At 67.8% G+C, this 17,994-nt stretch carries 17 protein-coding genes; 2 read left to right on the forward strand and 15 right to left on the reverse strand.

Translation table 11 applies throughout. The features are described 5' to 3' along the window. Nucleotides 1-45: 45 nt before the first annotated feature. The 7 genes from AB0280_RS12790 to AB0280_RS12820 form a co-directional block, all read right to left on the reverse strand. The gene (locus AB0280_RS12790; RefSeq protein ID WP_018771597.1) at nt 46-498 is read right to left on the reverse strand and encodes a helix-turn-helix domain-containing protein; all 453 of its coding nucleotides are present in this window, start codon (nt 496-498) and stop codon (nt 46-48) included. Between the two features lie 168 nt (nt 499-666). Continuing rightward, nucleotides 667-1,146 (reverse strand): CinA family protein, encoded by a 480-nt coding sequence (locus tag AB0280_RS12795; protein ID WP_307492937.1) that lies wholly within the window; start codon nt 1,144-1,146, stop codon nt 667-669. Then, entirely contained in the window at nt 1,143-1,787 is a 645-nt protein-coding gene (gene pgsA / locus AB0280_RS12800) for a CDP-diacylglycerol--glycerol-3-phosphate 3-phosphatidyltransferase (protein WP_307492939.1), read from the reverse strand. Before pgsA ends, AB0280_RS12795 begins: the two co-directional genes overlap by 4 nt. A 17-nt stretch (nt 1,788-1,804) precedes the next feature. Then, entirely contained in the window at nt 1,805-4,693 is a 2,889-nt protein-coding gene (locus tag AB0280_RS12805) for an FtsK/SpoIIIE family DNA translocase (RefSeq protein WP_307492940.1), read from the reverse strand. 160 nt (nt 4,694-4,853) lie between these two features. Next, nucleotides 4,854-6,545, reverse strand: coding sequence for a ribonuclease J (locus AB0280_RS12810; protein ID WP_159632332.1), 1,692 nt, complete (start codon nt 6,543-6,545; stop codon nt 4,854-4,856). 40 nt (nt 6,546-6,585) lie between these two features. Next, nucleotides 6,586-7,494 (reverse strand): 4-hydroxy-tetrahydrodipicolinate synthase, encoded by a 909-nt coding sequence (dapA, locus tag AB0280_RS12815; protein ID WP_141940780.1) that lies wholly within the window; start codon nt 7,492-7,494, stop codon nt 6,586-6,588. A gap of 58 nt (nt 7,495-7,552) precedes the next feature. Beyond that, on the reverse strand, nt 7,553-8,134 hold the full coding sequence (locus tag AB0280_RS12820) for a hypothetical protein (RefSeq protein WP_275180315.1): 582 nt from the start codon (nt 8,132-8,134) through the stop codon (nt 7,553-7,555). 113 nt (nt 8,135-8,247) lie between these two features. On the opposite strand from AB0280_RS12820, the gene AB0280_RS12825 reads away from it, so the two are divergent. Then, on the forward strand, nt 8,248-9,483 hold the full coding sequence (locus tag AB0280_RS12825; protein WP_366367419.1) for a heparan-alpha-glucosaminide N-acetyltransferase domain-containing protein: 1,236 nt from the start codon (nt 8,248-8,250) through the stop codon (nt 9,481-9,483). Nucleotides 9,484-9,607: 124 nt separating this feature from the next. On the opposite strand, the gene AB0280_RS12830 is transcribed toward AB0280_RS12825, so the two are convergent. The 8 genes from AB0280_RS12830 to AB0280_RS12865 form a co-directional block, all read right to left on the reverse strand. Beyond that, nucleotides 9,608-10,597: a TM2 domain-containing protein gene (locus AB0280_RS12830; protein WP_275180317.1), complete on the reverse strand. Its 990-nt coding sequence runs from the start codon at nt 10,595-10,597 to the stop codon at nt 9,608-9,610. 366 nt (nt 10,598-10,963) lie between these two features. Next, on the reverse strand, nt 10,964-11,437 hold the full coding sequence (locus AB0280_RS12835) for a hypothetical protein (protein WP_159632335.1): 474 nt from the start codon (nt 11,435-11,437) through the stop codon (nt 10,964-10,966). Nucleotides 11,438-11,440: 3 nt separating this feature from the next. Beyond that, a complete protein-coding gene (gene dapB / locus AB0280_RS12840) occupies nt 11,441-12,211 on the reverse strand; it encodes a 4-hydroxy-tetrahydrodipicolinate reductase (RefSeq protein WP_224025602.1) in 771 nt (256 codons plus the stop codon). 87 nt (nt 12,212-12,298) lie between these two features. Beyond that, the gene (locus tag AB0280_RS12845) at nt 12,299-12,763 is read right to left on the reverse strand and encodes a molybdenum cofactor biosynthesis protein MoaE (RefSeq protein ID WP_159632337.1); all 465 of its coding nucleotides are present in this window, start codon (nt 12,761-12,763) and stop codon (nt 12,299-12,301) included. Then, nucleotides 12,753-13,283, reverse strand: coding sequence for a MogA/MoaB family molybdenum cofactor biosynthesis protein (locus AB0280_RS12850; RefSeq protein WP_159632338.1), 531 nt, complete (start codon nt 13,281-13,283; stop codon nt 12,753-12,755). Before AB0280_RS12850 ends, AB0280_RS12845 begins: the two co-directional genes overlap by 11 nt. Then, the gene (moaC, locus tag AB0280_RS12855) at nt 13,280-13,771 is read right to left on the reverse strand and encodes a cyclic pyranopterin monophosphate synthase MoaC (RefSeq protein ID WP_224025601.1); all 492 of its coding nucleotides are present in this window, start codon (nt 13,769-13,771) and stop codon (nt 13,280-13,282) included. Before moaC ends, AB0280_RS12850 begins: the two co-directional genes overlap by 4 nt. Beyond that, entirely contained in the window at nt 13,759-15,048 is a 1,290-nt protein-coding gene (glp, locus tag AB0280_RS12860; RefSeq protein ID WP_366367422.1) for a gephyrin-like molybdotransferase Glp, read from the reverse strand. Before glp ends, moaC begins: the two co-directional genes overlap by 13 nt. 23 nt (nt 15,049-15,071) lie before the next feature. After that, nucleotides 15,072-16,742: a molybdopterin-dependent oxidoreductase gene (locus AB0280_RS12865; protein ID WP_425328614.1), complete on the reverse strand. Its 1,671-nt coding sequence runs from the start codon at nt 16,740-16,742 to the stop codon at nt 15,072-15,074. 119 nt (nt 16,743-16,861) lie between these two features. Between AB0280_RS12865 and moaA the strand changes: the two genes are divergently transcribed. Then, entirely contained in the window at nt 16,862-17,989 is a 1,128-nt protein-coding gene (gene moaA / locus AB0280_RS12870) for a GTP 3',8-cyclase MoaA (RefSeq protein WP_307492953.1), read from the forward strand. The last annotated feature ends 5 nt before the right edge of the window (nt 17,990-17,994 follow it).

The following is a 17,994-nucleotide window of genomic DNA, read 5'->3' on the forward strand; positions in this document are numbered from 1 at the left end:
CCGGGGGCTTCCTGCTGTCCGGCGCCCACCCTGGGGTGGGTCGCCTTACCGGGCTCCGGAGAGGAGGCCCGTGGAGAGTTCGTCGTTCAGTTCAGTGTTGAGGTCGCGTTCCAGGTCACGGCCGTAACGCTGGGAGAATTCCTGCGGAACGGTGTCCGGAACTGCGACGCCTTCGGCTACTGCCACGCGGTCGCTGACCTCACGGAGCATGCTTGACAACGGAACATCCAGTGCCGAGCAGATCGAGGACAGAAGCTCTGATGATGCTTCCTTCTGGCCGCGCTCCACTTCGCTGAGGTATCCCAGGGAGACACGGGCGCTGTGCGAAACTTCACGGAGCGTGCGCCCCTGACGCTGGCGGACATCGCGCAGGACATCACCGATTTCGTGACGAAGTACTACCATCTTGCGCTCCTTCTGTTCGCTCTTAGCCTGTTCGGCGAGGCCCACATCCTTCCAGCGGACAACGCCGTTTACGGATACGGGCTGCTTTACCATCTGTATCGCCTTGCTCCCTCATTGGTCAGGTCCGCCGCCGGCGAACCCGTCTTGGTCATTTCATCCTAGGCGCCTCCGCTCTCCGGAAGCGACACAATGTAATAACTAATCGGTACCGGCTTTTGTTCCCGGCAACTTTACGCCCGGTAACTTCGCAGGCTGCGAAGGTCAGTCGGACAGGGCCTCAAGCAGTCTTTCCAGCGCGGCGCCGCACGCAGCGGCCCGGATGTCCGGCCTGCTGCCGGTAAAGGTGTATTCGAAACCGGCGGTGCCGCCAGCCGTGGCAATACCAATGTAAACCCGGCCCACGGGCTTGCCGTCATGGGCCTCGGGGCCGGCGACGCCGGTGGTGGAAAGCCCGACGTCGGCGCCCAGGACAGTGCGCGCCCCGGCCGCCATGGCACGGGCGACGTCCGGGTCGACGGAGCCGGCACGGGCCAGCAGGTCGGAAGGGACGTGCAGCACCCCGTCCTTCACGGAGTTCTGGTAGGCCACCACGCCGCCCTGGAGCATGCCGGAGGCTCCGGGCGTGTCGGCGAGGACCGCGGACACCATTCCGGCAGTCAAAGATTCCGCGGTGGCAACGGTCCGTCCTGACTCGAGCGCCTGCCTGACGGCCTGGGCGGCCAACTGGTGGAGGTTGCTCATGCCTGTTCCTGCCCTTCCGCGGTCCCTGCCTGCCGCTTGCCCCTCGCACGGAGGCGCATGGCTTCAATCACATATTCAACGCCGGTCCACAGCGTGATCGCCACAGCGGCCATCATGACGGCAAACGCCACCCAGGACATCCACGGCGCGAACGCCCCGAACGGCAGCAGGTACAGGAAAATCGCTGCGGTCTGCACGACGGTCTTGAGCTTGCCGCCGCGGGAAGCGGGGATGACGCCGTAGCGGATCACGAAGAAACGCAGCGCAGTGATGCCCCATTCCCGGACCAGGATCACCAGGGTTGCCCACCAGGGCAGTTCGCCCAGCAGGGACAGCATCACCAGCGCGGAGCCGATGAGGAGCTTGTCGGCGATGGGATCGGCGATCTTGCCGAAGTCCGTAACGAGGTTCCGGCTCCTGGCGATATCGCCGTCGAGCTTGTCCGTGTAGATGGCAATGGCGAATGCCGCCACGGCCGCCCACCGCCACGGACTGGAGGTGCTGTGCAGCCCGGGCGCGTCCGCCACCAGGAACCACACGAAGAACGGGACCAGCGCGATGCGGATCATGGTCAGGACATTGGGAAGGTTCCAGACCCCGGCACGGCCCTGGCCGGCGGCGGTTGCATCAGTGCTAGTCACGTTTCTAGGCTACCGGCCTAGCGCCCGGTGAGGGACCAGGCGTCTTCGGAGCCGTCATCGTCGTCGCCATAGCCGCCCGGGGCCGAATCCGAGCCGTCGTAGTATTCGACGTTCTGCTTCCTCTGGTCCAGGTCCGCAGCCACCAGGTCTTCGGCGTAGCCGCCCTGGGCGATGTTGGCGTTGGCGTTGTCACTGAGTGCGGCGGTCTGCGAGTCAGGCGCCGCAGGGGCTTCCTGGCCCTTCATCGCGGCGAGGACGGCGGCGAGGTCGTCCGGCTTCACAAGGACGTCACGCGCCTTGGAACCCTCCGAGGGGCCCACCACTCCCCTGGATTCGAGGAGGTCCATGAGCCGGCCGGCCTTGGCGAACCCGACCCGGAGCTTGCGCTGCAGCATGGAGGTGGAGCCGAATTGGGTGGTGACCACCAGTTCGGTGGCCTGCAGCAGCACCTCGAGGTCGTCCCCGATGTCGTCGTCGATCTGCTTCTTTTCCGCTTCAGGGGCGACGTCGTCACGGTAGACAGCCTGGAGCTGTCCCTTGACGTGCTCCACCACTTTGTGGATCTCCGACTCCGTGACCCAGGCGCCCTGGACACGCATCGCCTTGGAGGCGCCCATGGGCAGGAAGAGCGCGTCACCCTGGCCGATGAGCTTCTCGGCGCCCGGCTGGTCCAGGACCACCCGGGAGTCCGTGACGGAGGACGTGGCGAAGGCCATGCGCGAGGGCACGTTGGCTTTGATGAGGCCCGTCACCACGTCGACGGAGGGCCGCTGGGTGGCCAGGACCAGGTGGATGCCGGCGGCACGGGCCAGCTGGGTGATGCGGACGATGGAGTCTTCGACGTCGCGGGGGGCCACCATCATGAGGTCGGCAAGTTCGTCGACGATCACCAGCAGGTATGGGTAGGGCCGGATGACGCGTTTGGAGTCGACCGGCGGCTGGACCTTGCCGGCGCGCACGGCCTTGTTGAAGTCGTCGATGTGCTTGAAGCCGTAGTTGGCGAGGTCGTCGTAGCGGGCGTCCATTTCCCGTACCACCCACTGCAGCGCTTCGGCCGCCTTCTTGGGGTTGGTGATGATGGGCGTGATCAGGTGCGGAACGCCCTCGTAGGCGGTCAGTTCCACACGCTTGGGGTCCACCATGACCATGCGGACCTCGTCCGGGGTGGCACGCATCAGGATGGACGTGATCATCGAGTTCACGAAGGACGACTTACCGGCACCGGTGGCACCGGCCACCAGGAGGTGCGGCATCTTGGCCAGGTTGGCCACCACGTAGCCACCCTCCACGTCCTTGCCCACGCCCATGACCATCGGGTGGTCCGTGCGGCGGGCGTTCTGGCTGCGGAGGACATCGCCCAGGGAGACGGTTTCGCGGTCCGTGTTGGGGATCTCGATGCCGATGGCCGACTTGCCCGGGATGGGGCTGAGGATGCGGACATCACTGGAGGCGACGGCGTAGGAGATGTTCTTGGACAGGGCGGTGACACGCTCCACCTTGGTGCCCGGCGAAAGTTCGATCTCGTACCGGGTAACGGTGGGGCCGCGGCTGAAGCCGGTGACGGTGGCGTCAACATTGAACTGCTGCAGGGTATCGGTCAGGGCGGCGACGACGGCGTCGTTCGCTTCCGTGCGCTCCTTGGGGATGGATCCGGGGGTCAGGAAGTCCGAGGCCGGGAGGGTGTACGTGACGTCGCCGGCGAGTGAAAGCTGCTCGGTCCGCTGCGGGATGGGGACGGGCGGCGGGGCCGGCGCCACGGGGTTGGAGGGCACGGTGGGCGCCGCTGCGGGCTTGCCGGGAGCAGCAGCCCCCGGGATGACCAGTGGGATGGCCTCGGTGGCGTTGTCCGGGGGTGACGCCTGCGACGCGGCGCCCAGGCCCTGGGCTGCCTTGATTTTTTCGACGGCGATCTCCGCCTGGGTGGGCCGCCGCACGCCCGGCGCGGGCCGGGCAGGTTCCTGCTCGTCGTCGTCAATGACGGCGTGCTCAAACGCTTCGTCGCCAACGTAGCCCTCAAGGCCTGGCTCGGACTCCTGGTCCTTGCCAAAGAGCTTGCGCTTCTTCTTGCGGGGTGCGGCGGGGGCCGTCCGTTCCAGGTAGCTGCGGTCGTGGACGTCGGGGCGTTCCTGGTCCATCAGGTCGATGCCCATGAGGTGCTCGTAGGCTCCGCGGATGCGGCGCGGGATGGCCGTGAACGGGGTGGCCGTGATGATCAGCAGGGACACGAAGGCGAGCAGGCCGTAGAGGGCCACAGGCACGGCGGGATGGATGGCCGCCAGCGGCGTGGCGGCCAGGAAGCCAAGCATGCCGCCGGCTTTGCGGAGGCCGTCGAAGCCGTCGGCGACGGTGGGCTGGCCGCCCAGGATGTGCGCCAGGCCGCAGCCGGCGAACGTCATAATCAGGAAGCCGATGCCCACCCTGTTGTTGCCCCGGCCGTCGGAGGGCTGCCGGAACAACCGGAAGGCGCAGACGAACAGCATGAGCGGAAGCAGCAGGGAGATCCAGCCGAAGGTGCCGTTCACCACGGCGTAGACGGCGTCCGGGAACCAGCCCGTCAGGCCCCACCAGGCGAACGTGGCGATGAAGACCCCCAGCGCCAGGTTGAACAGCGCGGCGCCGTCGCGGCGGTCCTCGGCGGGAAGGTCACTGACGTCATGGCCGATGCGGCGCACTCCCCCGCCCACCAGGTGGCCCATGCCCAGCCATGCTCCGCCGACCACGCGCAGCAGCCACGGCTGGTGGTGTTCGACGGCGGGAAGCTGGCGGGTGCGCGCGGTGCTGGATGAGCCGCCGCGCCCTGCCTTGCTGGCAGTGGAGCCGGTTCCGCGGGCTGTGGAGCTCCCGGATTTGCTGCCGGAGCTGCCCCTGCCGGTACCTTTGGGCGCGGAAGTAGTACGTGTGGCCATAGTAGCCACGGTACCGGAAGCATGCTGTGATTCCGGGGATATCGGGGCCCGGGGAGCGCATCGGTTGGGGGCACCGGCCGCACCGCCCGCACACGGGGAAGGCCCCGGTTCGCGGTGAACCGGGGCCTTCCGAACCTGCCCTGCGGCAGCGGAGCTAATCTCAGGCCTCGAGCACCACCGGGATGATCATGGGCTTGCGGCGCAGCTTGCGGTTGACCCACGTGCCCACGACGCGGCGCACCACCTGCTGGAGCTGGTGGCTGGTGTGGTCGGCGTGGTTCTGGACTGCTTCTTCCAGTGCCGCGTTGATCTTGGGGATGATGTCGTCGAAGACTGAATCGTCCTCGGCAACACCGCGGGCGTGGATCTCGGGCCCGGACACCACCTTGCCGGTGGCTCGGTGGATGACCGTGATGATCGAGATGAAGCCTTCATCGCCCAGGATGCGGCGGTCCTTGAGGTCCGCGTCGGTGATTTCACCCACGCTGGAGCCGTCAACGTAGACGAATCCAACCTCCACCTGGCCCACGATGTCCGCCTGGTGGTCGCGGAGGTCGATGACCGTGCCGTTGTCGGCAAGGATGACGCTGGCTTCCGGGACGCCGGACTCAATGGCGATCTTGCCGTTGGCGATCAGGTGGCGGGTCTCGCCGTGCACGGGCATGGCGTTGAGCGGCTCGAGGATGTTGTAGCAGTAGAGCAGTTCCCCGGCTGCTGCGTGGCCGGACACGTGGACCTTGGCGTTGCCCTTGTGGATCACGTCGGCACCGAGCTTGAGGAGGCCGTTGATAATCCGGAACACTGCATTCTCGTTGCCCGGGATGAGGCTGGAGGCCAGGATGACGGTATCGCCGTCGCCCACCACCACGCGGTGGTCGCCGTTTGCCATCCGGGACAGGGCCGCCATGGGCTCGCCCTGGGAGCCGGTGGACATGAGGACCACGCGGTTGTCCGGCAGGTTGTCGATGTTCTTGATGTCGACGATCAGCCCGGAAGGGACGTCCAGGTAGCCCAGCTTCTCCGCGATGGCCATGTTGCGGACCATGGAGCGGCCCACAAAGGCCACCTTGCGGTTGTGCTTGGCAGCGGCGTCAAGGACCTGCTGCACGCGGTGGACGTGGGAGGAGAAAGACGCCACGATGATGCGCTTGGTGGCCTGGCCGAAAAGCCGCTCCAGGGTGGGGCCGATTTCCTTCTCGGCCGTGGTGAATCCGGGCACGTCGGCGTTGGTGGAGTCGGACATGAAGAGGTCAACGCCCTCCTCGCCCAACTTGGCGAAGTGGCGCAGGTCGGTGATGCGTCCGTCCAGCGGCAGCTGGTCCATCTTGAAGTCACCGGTGTGCAGGACCGTGCCGCCGGCCGTGCGGATGAACACGGCAAGGGCATCCGGGATGGAGTGGTTGACGGCGACGAACTCGCATTCGAACGGCCCGAATTTCTCCACCTGGCCTTCTTCAACGGTCAGCGTGTAGGGCCGGATGCGGTGCTCCTGCAGCTTCGCCTCGATCAGGGCCAGCGTCAGCTGGGAGCCCACCAGGGGGATGTCGTTGCGCAGGCGCAGCAGGTACGGCACGGCGCCGATGTGGTCCTCGTGACCATGCGTGAGGATCACGGCCACGACGTCGTCCAGCCGGTCCTCAATGTACGAGAAGTCCGGCAGGATCAGGTCAACGCCGGGCTGGGTTTCCTCGGGAAAGAGGACGCCGCAGTCCACGATCAGCAGTTTGCCGTCGATTTCGAACACGGCCATGTTCCGGCCGATCTCCCCCAGCCCGCCAAGCGGGACGATCCGCAGGGTGCCCTGGGGCAGGCGCGGAGGGGTGACAAGGCCGGTAAGGGCAGTTTGGGTCATAGTGCACTTCTTTCCAGGCGGAAGGGTGCCGGTCTTAGCCTCAGGAGAAGACCAGCCCCGCTTCCGCCAAATCCCCGCGGATGGTTTCGATCTCGGTTTCGTCCGGCTCCACGAGGGGCAAACGGACAATCGAGTTGGGCAGGACTCCCTGCCATTTAAGAATCTGTTTGGCCGCCACGGCCCCCTGGACACGGGTCATGGTTGCGCGGACCACGGGCTGCAGCTCGAAGTTGATCTTGCGGGCAGTCCCAAGGTCATTGGCGTTGACGGCGTCGATGAGCTCGCGGAAGCGGCGGGTGGCGACGTGGGTGGTGACACCCACCAGGCCGACGGCGCCCAGCGCCATCCAGGGAAGGGTCAGCCCGTCGTCGCCCGAGTAGAACAGGAGGTCGGTTTCTGCCATGACGCGGGTGGCTGCGGTGAGGTCTGCCTTGGCGTCCTTGACGGCGACGATGTTGGGGTGCTGCGCCAACCGGATCATGGTGTCGGGTTCGATCGGAATCGAGGACCGGCCGGGGATGTCGTACAGCATGACGGGTACGTCCACGGCGGAGGCGATGGTCTCGAAGTGGGCGCGGACACCGGCCTGGCTGGGCTTGTTGTAGTAAGGGGTCACCAAGAGGAGGCCGTCGACGCCGAGGGCAGCAGCCTGCTGGGAGAGGTGGACCGAGTGCGCGGTGTCATTGGTGCCGGTCCCGGCAATGATGGCCGCCCGGCCGCCCACGGCATCCTTCACGGCGCGGAACATGCCGAGGTTCTCTTCGTCCGTCAGCGTGGAGGTCTCGCCGGTGGTGCCGGTGACCACCAGGCCGTCACAGCCGTCGTCGACCAGCTTGCTGGCCAGCGCTGCCGCCTGGTCGTAATCCACTGCGCCGTCCTTGGTGAACGGCGTGACCATGGCGGTCAGGAGGGTACCGAGGGCAGGGATGTGCGCGGAAGAGTCAGCCATGGAAAAAACGTTACCCTGTCCCCGGCTGGTTAGGACAATGCCACGGGCGTGACGAACGTCAAATACGACGACGCCCTGGCCGTGGAGCGTCCGCCCCCGCATGGCAATAGCGGCCGACCGCCGACTGCCGAAGGCCCTCTGCCCATGATGCGAGCCGCTGCGCCGCCCGCACGTAATGGAACAACTCCGTGGGCGTCAGGGCATCAAGATCCGTTTCAGCAAGCCTGCGGGCCAGCTCTGCCCCCGCCGGCTGGGCCGCAAGGCTGACGCCTTCCCGTTCCCACGCGACGTCCTCCGCGGGCCGCCCGGAAACAAGCTGGCGGAACAAGTAGTCCACCACTCCGGGACTCATCGCCTTCAGTGGCCCGTCCGCGGCGCCAGGATCCCCGGGCGGAAGGTCGTCCGGGGCGTAACGGCGCGGCAGGCTCCCGGACTGCACGTGATCCGCCTGGGCGGTGCCTGCCGGCGCACGGCCCTCCCATGCAGGACCCGCCTGCACATTGCCCTCCCGCACCGGGGCCGCCTGCAGACTGCCGGGCGGGGCTTCCGGCTGCCGGCGCCCTTGCCCGCTGGTTTCATGGGCGGCTCCCCCGGCCGCTCCTCCCCTGGATCCGGATGCTCCGGACGACGTCATTTCCATACCCGACATGCTATTCGAACATATATTCGAATACAAGGGATGCTGGCGCTCCGGGCACCGCTGGCGCCCGCTGTCACAAGCGACTCAGGAGCAGCATGTGAGACGATCTGGTCATGACGTCCCGTAGCCCGGCCACCCGGTCCCGCAAGGCCCCAGGCAGGCAACAGCCGGGGCGCCTCCGGGGCATCGATGCCGCCCGCGGCGTGGCGTTGCTGGGCATGATGGCCACCCACCTGCTGCCGACGTTCGAATCGAATGCAAACCTCACGCCAACCTGGATTGGCCTCACCTTCTCGGGACGCGCCGCCGCCCTCTTCGCCGTGCTGGCCGGCGTGGGACTTGCCCTGTCCACCGGGAAGGACAAGCCGCTGGCAGGACCCGGGCTCTCCGCCGCCCGGCGCGGTGTGGCGCTGCGCGCCCTGGTGATTGCCGCCGTCGGACTTACCCTGGGCGGCCTGGAGGTGAACGTGGCCATTATCCTGGTCCACTACGCCGTGCTGTTCCTGTGCATCCTCCCCTTCCTGGGGCTTGGCGTGAAGCCGCTGTGCGCCTGGGCCGGTGGCTGGATCCTTGCCTCGCCAGTGCTGGCATACCTCATGCGGCCCTGGCTCCTTGCCCCTGAGCCTCCCCTGAAGCTGGGCCACAACCCGGGCTGGGAAGACCTCGGAACACCTGCCCGGCTGCTCGCGGATGTGTTCTTTACCGGCTACTACCCTGTGTTCCAGTGGCTGTCCTACCTGCTGGTGGGGCTGGTGATCGGGCGCCTGGTCCTCACCAAGGCACTGGTTCCCATATTGCTGCTGGCGGCCGGAACGGTGGTGGCCGTGGCAGCCAAGGCCCTGGGGGCAGCGGCCATGGAGGACTGGGGCGGCCTGGCAGCGCTGGAAAAGGTCCTCAATTCCCCGGGGTATCCTCTGGGCAGCGTGCTGCAGGTCAACCTGACAGGTATCCCCCAGGAGGGCTCCTGGTGGTGGCTGGCATCGGCCGCACCGCACTCGGGAACTCCGCTTGACCTGCTGCACACCTCGGCAGTGGCGGCGGCAGTCATTGGCGCCTGCCTGCTGCTGGGGCGCCTCGCGCAGTGGGTGGACCTGGACCTGCTGCTTCCGCTGCGCGGGGCCGGCGCCATGACGCTGACCCTGTACACAGTGCACGTCTGGGTGGTGTCCAGCTTCTATCTGAAACCCCTGCCCGCCGGCTGGACGGAGGACGGGATGTACTTTGCCCAGGCGGCCACTGCCATCACTGTTGGCATTGTCTTTGCGCGGCTGTCCTGGCGCGGCCCGCTGGAATGGGCGGGCCATGCGGCGGCCGTGGTGGGCCGGGGCGGCTTCAAGGCCCTCTCCTGAACCAAGGCAATCCACCTCGCCTGGCCCGGCTTCGCCCCCGCTCTGGAATGAAAAAGAACCCGCGCCCCCACCGGAAAGTGGGGCCGCGGGTTTCGTTCTGAAACCGGCTGCAGTGCGCCGGCTGCTACTGCGGGGTCAGGGTGAAGGTGGCCGTCTTGTCGCCGAAGTCATCGTTGACAACAACCTGGGTGGGGCCCTTCTTCACATCAAACGCAATGACGCCCTGGCGGACATCGCCGGCACCGACCTCGTCGGTGGGCAGGGCGCCCATGCCATCGTCAAGATAGACCAGTTCGCCCTCTTTGCCCTCGGCGTCGTAGACCTTGAAATTCGAGGGGCTGGAGAAGCTGCTTCCGGTCAGCGTCTCCCAGGACACCTTGACCGCGAGGAAACCGCCGTTCTTCGGCTGCATGTAGGTCATGCCCGGGATTTCGGCCGTGTAGATGGAATCGAGGACGCTGATCTTGACAGTGTTGCCTTCGGACACGGTGGCAACGAAGGAGTTTGCACCGGCGTCGGCGCCACTGGACGGAGCGGCTCCGTTCGACGGGGTTGTTCCACGTGACGGGTTGGGCGCTGCCTGCGAGGCCGACGGAAGCTCGGGAGATACGGGGAGCTTCCGGTTGTCGAGGGCAGCTCCGATCATGGCGACGGACATGATGGTCAGCAGGATTCCGGTGATGATGCTGATGAGCCAGACGACGCCGGTGATGATCCAGGCCTTCTTCTTGTTCTCCGGGTAGCCCTCAAGCGGGCGGCCATCCTTGTCCCTGGTGTTTCCGGTCAAGGTGATGATCAGGTCCACGATGGCCCAGATGCCGAGGCCGCCGGCCGTCAGGAGCTTGGCGATGCCCGAGCCGATCTTGCCAAGGTAGAAGCGGTCCGCGCCGAAGGTACCCAGCAGCAGCGAAAGGATCCAGGTTGTCATGAACGACTTCCGGGGACCGTCCGGGTAGGGGCCGCTGCCGTGGGGCCCCGGCTGGTAATCCCCCTGCGGAGCTCCGGGGTAGTGCCCCTCAAACGTGGATTGTCCGCCGAAGGTGGACGGGGCCGGCGGAATGGGCGGAGCGGACGGCCCGCTCTGCGATGGGTTGGGGAAATTCGGGTGGCTCATGGATGGTCCTTCTGTCCAAAGGTGCGGGTTCTTGGGTGCACGGGTGCAGGTGTGCGGGCGGTTCAAGGGTGGGGTGCGTGCAGCATCAGGCAGCCTCCGGCTTCCCGGCACGCGGCAAGGGAGCGCTGGTGCGTGGCAGGGATGGGTGCGGCTGCCCGGGGAGAGGGCCTGGGGTACAGCTGGCCCACGCCCGCGGCATGGACATGGCCAACCTCATGCTTTCCCCCAAAGCTAAAGAGTCTTTACTAAATAAAACCTACCGCGGACGGCAACGGACTGCGATGGGCAGAAATGCCCATCGCACTAAACGGCGCAGGAGGCCGCGGAGCGCGGGGCCTGCGGGAGCAGGGCTGGCGCAGGCCGGTATCAGGAGGCGGCGGTGAAGAGCTTCACGGCGTCACGCATGGACGCCCGCGCACGTTTGCGGTCGCCGGCCGCGTCGTAGGCACAGCTGAGGCGGAACCAGGAACGCCAGTCATCGGGAGCGGCCTCGGCTTCGGCCCGGTACTTTTCGAATTCAGCGTCCGCCGCGGCCCGGACGATCCGGCCGCCCGGCGTGCGCGGAAGCTCATCGACGGGCAGCCCGCCTTCGGCTTCCAGGACCTTGGCCATCTGCTCGGTGCGGGCACCGAACATCAGCTCGCGGATCAGGGCCCAGGCACCCACCACAGGCAGCACCAGGTAGGCGGCGCCGATGGCCTTGGCCGTGAGGTTGCTGTCCGTCAGGAGCAGGAGTGAGCGTTGGAACGACACCACCAGGTAGAAGACCAGCAGCAGCGTCACAGCGCCCACCCAGATCTTGGTGCGGTTCTTCCGGAAGCCGGCAAGGAGCCCGTTCACGGCTTAGAGCCCCAGGTCCAGGTAGCCGTCCAGGCCGAAGGTCAGCCCCGGGTGTGCGGCAACGTTGCGCAGGCCCAGGAGCACGCCGGGCATGAACGAGGCGCGGTCGAAGGAATCGTGGCGGAGGGTCAGTTGTTCGCCCGGGCCACCCAGGAGGACTTCCTGGTGTGCCACGAGGCCGCGAAGCCGGACACTGTGGACCCGGACGCCGTCCACCTCACAGCCGCGGGCGCCGGCACGTTCACTGGTGGTGGCATCCGGGCTGGGCGGCACCTGCGCTGCCCGGCGTTCGGCGGCGATCAGCTCAGCGGTGCGGACTGCGGTGCCGGAAGGGGCGTCCACCTTGTCCGGATGGTGCAGCTCGATGATCTCCACCGATTCGAAGTATTTGGACGCCTTCGCGGCGAAGGCAGAGGCCAGCACCGAGCCCAGGGCGAAGTTGGGGGCGATGAGAACGCCGGTCTCCGGGTGCGCTGCCAGCAGGGATTCCAGGGCGGACAGCCGCCCCGTGTCCCAGCCGGTGGTTCCCACCACGGCGTGGATGCCGTGCTCGACGGCGAAGCGGACGTTCGCTTCGGTGCTTTCGGGAACCGTCAGGTCCACCACGTACCGGGCACCTGAGGCTGCCAGCTGCTCCAGCGAGTCACCCCGTCCCAGGGCTGCAACGAGCTTCATGTCGGGCGCGGCGTCGATGGCCTTGACGGCCTCGGCGCCCATGCGTCCATTGGCACCAAGGACGGCCACCAGCTTGGGAACGGAGTGTTGTTCGGTCATGGCATTAACCCTACCGGCGGGACGGGTGCGGGCAGGAACCGGATGGCGTGCGTTACCTCGCACCCGGGGGCCGTCCGGGCAGCAGCGTCAGCTGCCTGCGCCGACCCATTCGACGGTGCCGTCCGAGAAGAACTGTTCCTTCCAGATGGGCACCTGTTCCTTAATGCGGTCCACCAGATCGGAGCAGACGGCGAACGCCTGCCCGCGGTGCGCGGCGGACACCGCGCACACCAGGGCGGGGTCCCCGATCTCCAGCATCCCGATCCGGTGCGCCGCCCAGATCCGGACGGGCTGTCCGGTGCCGGCACCTGCTTCGGCGTTCTGTTCGGCAACGAGGCGCGCGACGACGTCGGCCATCACCTGGTGCGCCGTGGGGTGCGCACTGTAGCTGAGGCGCTCAACGGCCTTGCCGCCGTCGTGGTTGCGCACCACGCCGCTGAAGCTGACCACGGCGCCGGCCGTGTCGCTTTCCACTGCGGCGATTGCCTGGTCCACGGAGATGGGCTCCGCGCTCAGGACCGCGCTCACTACTTCGAATGCTTCAGTGCCCATGTCCGCCTTCCAGCTGGTCACAAAGATGTCCGATCACCGGGTCCAGGACGGTCAGCCCGTCCATGACGCCTTTGGGCGATCCGGGCAGGTTCACGATGAAGGTACGCCCGGCGGCACCGGCATATCCCCGGCTGAGGGCAGCCAGCGGGGTCTTGGCAGCGCCGGCGCGGCGAATCGCCTCCATGATGCCGGGGATTTCCCGGTCCAGCAGCGGCAGGGTGACGTCCGGTGTCCGGTCGTCCGGGCTGAGGCCGGTGCCGCCGCTGGTGATGACGACGGCGGGGTGCTGGGTGAGGAGCGCCCGTATGGCGGCGCCCACGGGATCGCCGTCGGGGACCACCATGGCCGGGAAGACGTCGAAGCCATGTTCAGTGAGCCAGTCGGTGATGACCGGTCCGGTCTCGTCGTCGTAGATGCCGGCGGCGGCCCGGGTGGAGGCGATGACGACGCCGGCCTTCCGCCCCTGCACGTCGCCGTGCCGGTGCGGTTCGGGGAGATGCAGGATGTGGGGGGTGGTCACAGGGCCCAGTCTCCGCTCTTGCCGCCACTCTTGGCCAGCACCTTGATGTCTGTCAGGACGGCATGTTTGTCCACGGCCTTGATCATGTCGTAGACGCTGAGGGCCGCCACCGACGCGGCGGTCAGGGCCTCCATTTCCACTCCCGTGACGCCCCGTGTCTTGACAGTGGAGCTGATGGAGACGGCATCTTCGCCGAGGTCGAAATCGACCGTGACTTTGGCGAGGGGCAGCGGATGGCACAGCGGAATCAGGTCCGGGGTCTTCTTGGCCGCCATGATGCCGGCGACGCGGGCGACGGCCAGCGCGTCCCCCTTGGGAAGCCCCCCGGTGCCCAGGAGCCGCATCACCTCCGGGGTGGTCCGGACCGTGGCGGTGGCCGTGGCCTCGCGGGTTGTTTCTGCCTTGGCGGAAACATCCACCATCTGGGCGCTGCCGTCCTGGCGCAGGTGCGTCAGTGCGGGGGTTTGTTCTGCGTTCACAACATCCATACTTCCACCTCGTCGCCGGCGGCGAGCTCCGTTACGCCAGCGGGAACGTGGACCAGGACGTTGGAACCGGCGAGCGCGTGCATCAGGTGCGAGCCCTCGCCGCCCTCCAGCTTCACGGACCCGTCCGGCTGCAGGCTTCCACGCCGGACCTGGTGCTTGTGCGCGGGGGACGCCAGGGGCTGGTCCAGGCGGGCACGCAGGGGCAGCCTCGGTGCCGGCGCCCCGAGGCATGCTGACAGGGCGGGACGGAGGAACATTTCAAAGGACACCAGGCAGCTGACCGGATTGCCCGGGAACCCAAGGAAGGGAACGCCGTCGAATGTTCCGATTCCCTGGGGACCACCGGGCTGCATGGCCACGTGCAGGAACTCGACAGGCTGGCCTGCCATCGCCTGGCGCACCACCTCGTAAGCGCCCTTGCTGACCCCGCCCGTGGTCACGATCAGGTCCGCGCGCGGGCTCCCGGCGCGCAGCAGCGCGAGCAGCTCCGCGGGGTTGTCGGTGGAAATGGCGGTGCGCCGGACAGTCAGCCCGGCCTGCTGCATGGCGGCTTCCAGGAGGGTTCCGTTGGAGTCGTAGATCTTGCCCGGCGCAAGGTCCTGGCCGGGATCCACCACCTCGTCCCCGGTGGTGACAAGCAGGACGGTGGCGGCCTTAGAAACCGTCACTTCCGGGATGCCCAGCGCGGCGAGCAGCCCCAACTGCGCCGGCCCCAGGCAGGTACCGGCAGCCAGTGCCCGCTCCCCCGCAGCAATGTCGCTGCCGGCGGCGCGGACATACGTTCCCGGGGCGGTGGCAGGCAGTTTCACTGTGCCGTTCCAGTTCGCTGTGCCGTTCAGTTTCACTGTGCCGTTCCAGTTCACTGCGCCGTCCGGGCCGGGCTCCGGGAAGCGGTCCGGCACCGCTTTTTCAATGGGTACGACGGCGTCAGCCCCCTCCGGGATCATGGCACCGGTCATGATCGGGGCGGCCGTTCCGGGCGCCAGCGGCTGCGGGCTGGACCCGGCTGGAACCGGGGGCACGATGCGCAGGTCCGCGCCGGCGCCCGACAGGTCGCCGGAGCGGACGGCGTACCCGTCCATCTGCGAGTTGGCGAACGGGGGAAGACTGATCGGAGCGGCGACATGGTCCACCAGGCCGCGGCCCAGGGCCTGGGTGAGCGGCAGGACTTCCGTGCGCTCCGGCGAGCGGAGCGGCTGGAGGAGTTCCGCAACGGCAGCGGCATGCGCGGCGACGCTCCGGGCATGCTCGGCCTTGCCGTGGGGGTGGCTGGTCATGGGTACGCCTTTGGTCGCGGCCGTCAGGATTTCACGTCCACTCTAACCGTGTGGAATCCCGTAGCTCCGTCCGGCGCCGGGGGCCGCGCCGTTTCGTCCTGGGGTTCACCCAACAGGTTCGTGGCCCGGACCTGGACCTCGTACTGCCCCGGGGTGAGGTGGACGGCCAGCTTCCACTGGTACCACGTGTCCACCGAGATGCCCGGGGCCAGCTCGGCTTCCTGCCACGGTCCCCGGTTGACCCGCAGCTCCACTTTCCCAATGCCGGTGTGCTGGGCCCAGGCAACTCCGGCGAAAACCACGGTTCCTGCGCTGACCGGGCGCCCGCTGCGGGGCACGTCGATGCGCGACGACGTCTTGATGGGCCCGCGCGCGGACCAGCCCCGCGGCGTCCAGTACCCGGCGTCGTCGGCGAACCTGGTGACCTTGAGCTCGGTGACCCACTTGGTGGCTGACACATAGCCGTAAAGGCCGGGGACCACCAGGCGCACCGGAAAGCCGTGCTCCAGCGGCAGCGGCTCACCGTTCATGCCCACGGCAAGCAGCGCGTCCCTGCCGTCGGTCAGGGCATCCAGCGGCGTTCCGGCGGTCCAGCCATCGGCGCTTCGGGAGAGGACCATATCCGCGCCCGGCTGGGGACCGGCCAGGGCCAGCAGTTCACGCACCGGCCAGCCGAGCCAGCGGGCGTTGCCAATCAGGTCCCCGCCCACCTCATTGGACACGCAGGCAATGGTGACGTGGCGTTCAACCAAGGGCTTGGCAAGGAGGTCGGCGAAGGAAAGCTGGACTTCGCGGGCCACCCGTCCGGTGACTTTGAGGACCCACGTCTCCGGGCTGACCGCGGGGACAGCCAGCGCTGTGTCGATTCGGTAGAAGTCCGGGTTCGGGGAGACCAGCGGCGGCATGCCGGCCACGCCCGGCTCTGCAGCGGCGGGAATGGGCGGCGCGGCTGACGCCGGCAGGGGAAGGGAAATGCGTGCCCTGGCTTCACTGACCGCTGCGGCGGCGCCGCGCCAGATTCCCGCCAGCACTCCGCCCAAAGCAGTGGCCGCGGCAGTGGTGGCAAGGGCCTGGAGGAAACTGCGTCGGGAAGCGGCGGTGCCGGTTCCGGCAGGCCCTGTGTCGCCGGGGCCTTCGCCTTCCGGGCCTGCGTCTCCAGGTTCCAGGTCCTCCCACGCCTGCAGCCGCCGGGCCAGGAAACGCAACAGCACGACGGCGACTGCCGCGGCCAGGAGCGGAAGCACGAGGGCTGCAGGGGTCACCTGGGACCGCGTCAGGACCGCTGCCACGCCGGCCAGCCCGAAGATGCCCATCACGGCGGCACCGGCGAACCGCTGTCGGCGCTCAAGGACGCCGGCAACTGCGGCCAGCACGGCAATGGCCAGCGCCATGGCCGCCAGGAGCGCGGCCTTGTCCGCCGTGCCGAAGAGGGCGATGGCCCAGTCCTTGACACCGGGCGGGACGGCATCGATGACAGCCCCGCCCACAGCGGTCAGCGGTGAAAGGGAGGGGCTGGCAAGACCTGCCGCCAGCTCCCCCACGGCGACGCCGCCGGCGGCTGCACCTATTCCGGCAGCCGCGGCCCAGCGGGCCCCGGTGCGTAGGACTGCCCGGTGCCGGACGGGACTTTCCGCACGCTCCCCAAGGCCGGCGCCGTCGTCGTCCGCTCCGTGCTTTTGCCGGGAACTCCTCACAACTTCCAGCATAGGTTCGCCGGCGCTCCCCGCGTGGATGATGTCCCCGGATGCGCCAGGTGCTTCCGTCTCCCGGTCACAGGTGTGATGCGCGGCGCAACGTGGCGTAGCCTGAATTCATGAGTGTCCAGCTAGGCATGCCGCAGCCGCGGGAGGAAGCAGCATCGGCGCTGCCCGGCGTCCCCGCACGACGGCCCGCGGATGCGCCGGCGGGACTGGCGGACCGGTATGGCCGCCGCGCCACGGACATGAGGCTGTCCCTGACGGACAAGTGCAACCTCCGCTGCACCTACTGCATGCCGGCGGAAGGCCTGGAATGGCTCGCCAAGCAGGCGGTGATGTCCGCCGGGGAAATCGTGCGGATCGTCAAGGTCGGCGTGCAGCAGCTGGGCGTCCGGGAACTGCGGCTGACCGGAGGTGAGCCTTTGGTCCGGCATGACCTGGTGGACATCATCGCGGCCCTGCGGGCCAACCACCCGGACCTGCCGATCTCCATGACCACCAACGGCGTCGGCCTGGCAAAGAAGGCGGCGGCGCTCAAGGACGCCGGGCTGACCCGCATCAACGTGTCGTTGGACTCGCTGCATGAAGAGACGTTCACCAAGCTGACCCGGCGCCCGTTCCTCAACCAGGTCCTGGCCGGCGTCGACGCTGCCTGGGCTGCCGGCCTTGGCCCGGTCAAACTGAACGCGGTCCTGATGCGGGGCATCAACGACGCCGAGTCGCCACAGCTGCTGGCGTGGGCGTTGGAGCGCGGGTACGAACTGCGGTTCATTGAACAGATGCCGCTCGATGCCGACCATGGCTGGACGCGGCGCAACATGATCACCGCTGCCGAAATCCGCGGACTGCTGTCCCGGGACTACGACCTCACCCCTGATCCCCGGGCGCGTGACGGCGCCCCCGCGGAGCGGTTTGAAGTACGACGGCGGGTGGCGGGTTCCGCTGATACCGACAGCCCGGTTTTGGGAACAGTGGGCATCATTGCCTCCGTCACCGAACCGTTCTGCGCCGACTGCCGCCGCACCAGGATTACTGCCGAGGGCAAGATCATGAGCTGCCTGTTCTCACGCGAGGAGTTCGACCTGCTGGACCTGCTGCGCGCGGGCGCCTCCGATGCGGAACTGGCGCAGCGGTGGCAGGACGCCATGTGGATCAAACCAAAGGCCCACGGCATGGACCACGTGGGACTTGACGCTCCGGACTTCGTCCAGCCGGACCGCAGCATGAGCGCCATCGGGGGCTGACACAG

The sequence above is a fragment of the Pseudarthrobacter sp. 902506025 genome (assembly GCF_040702325.1).
Lineage (GTDB): Bacteria > Actinomycetota > Actinomycetes > Actinomycetales > Micrococcaceae > Arthrobacter.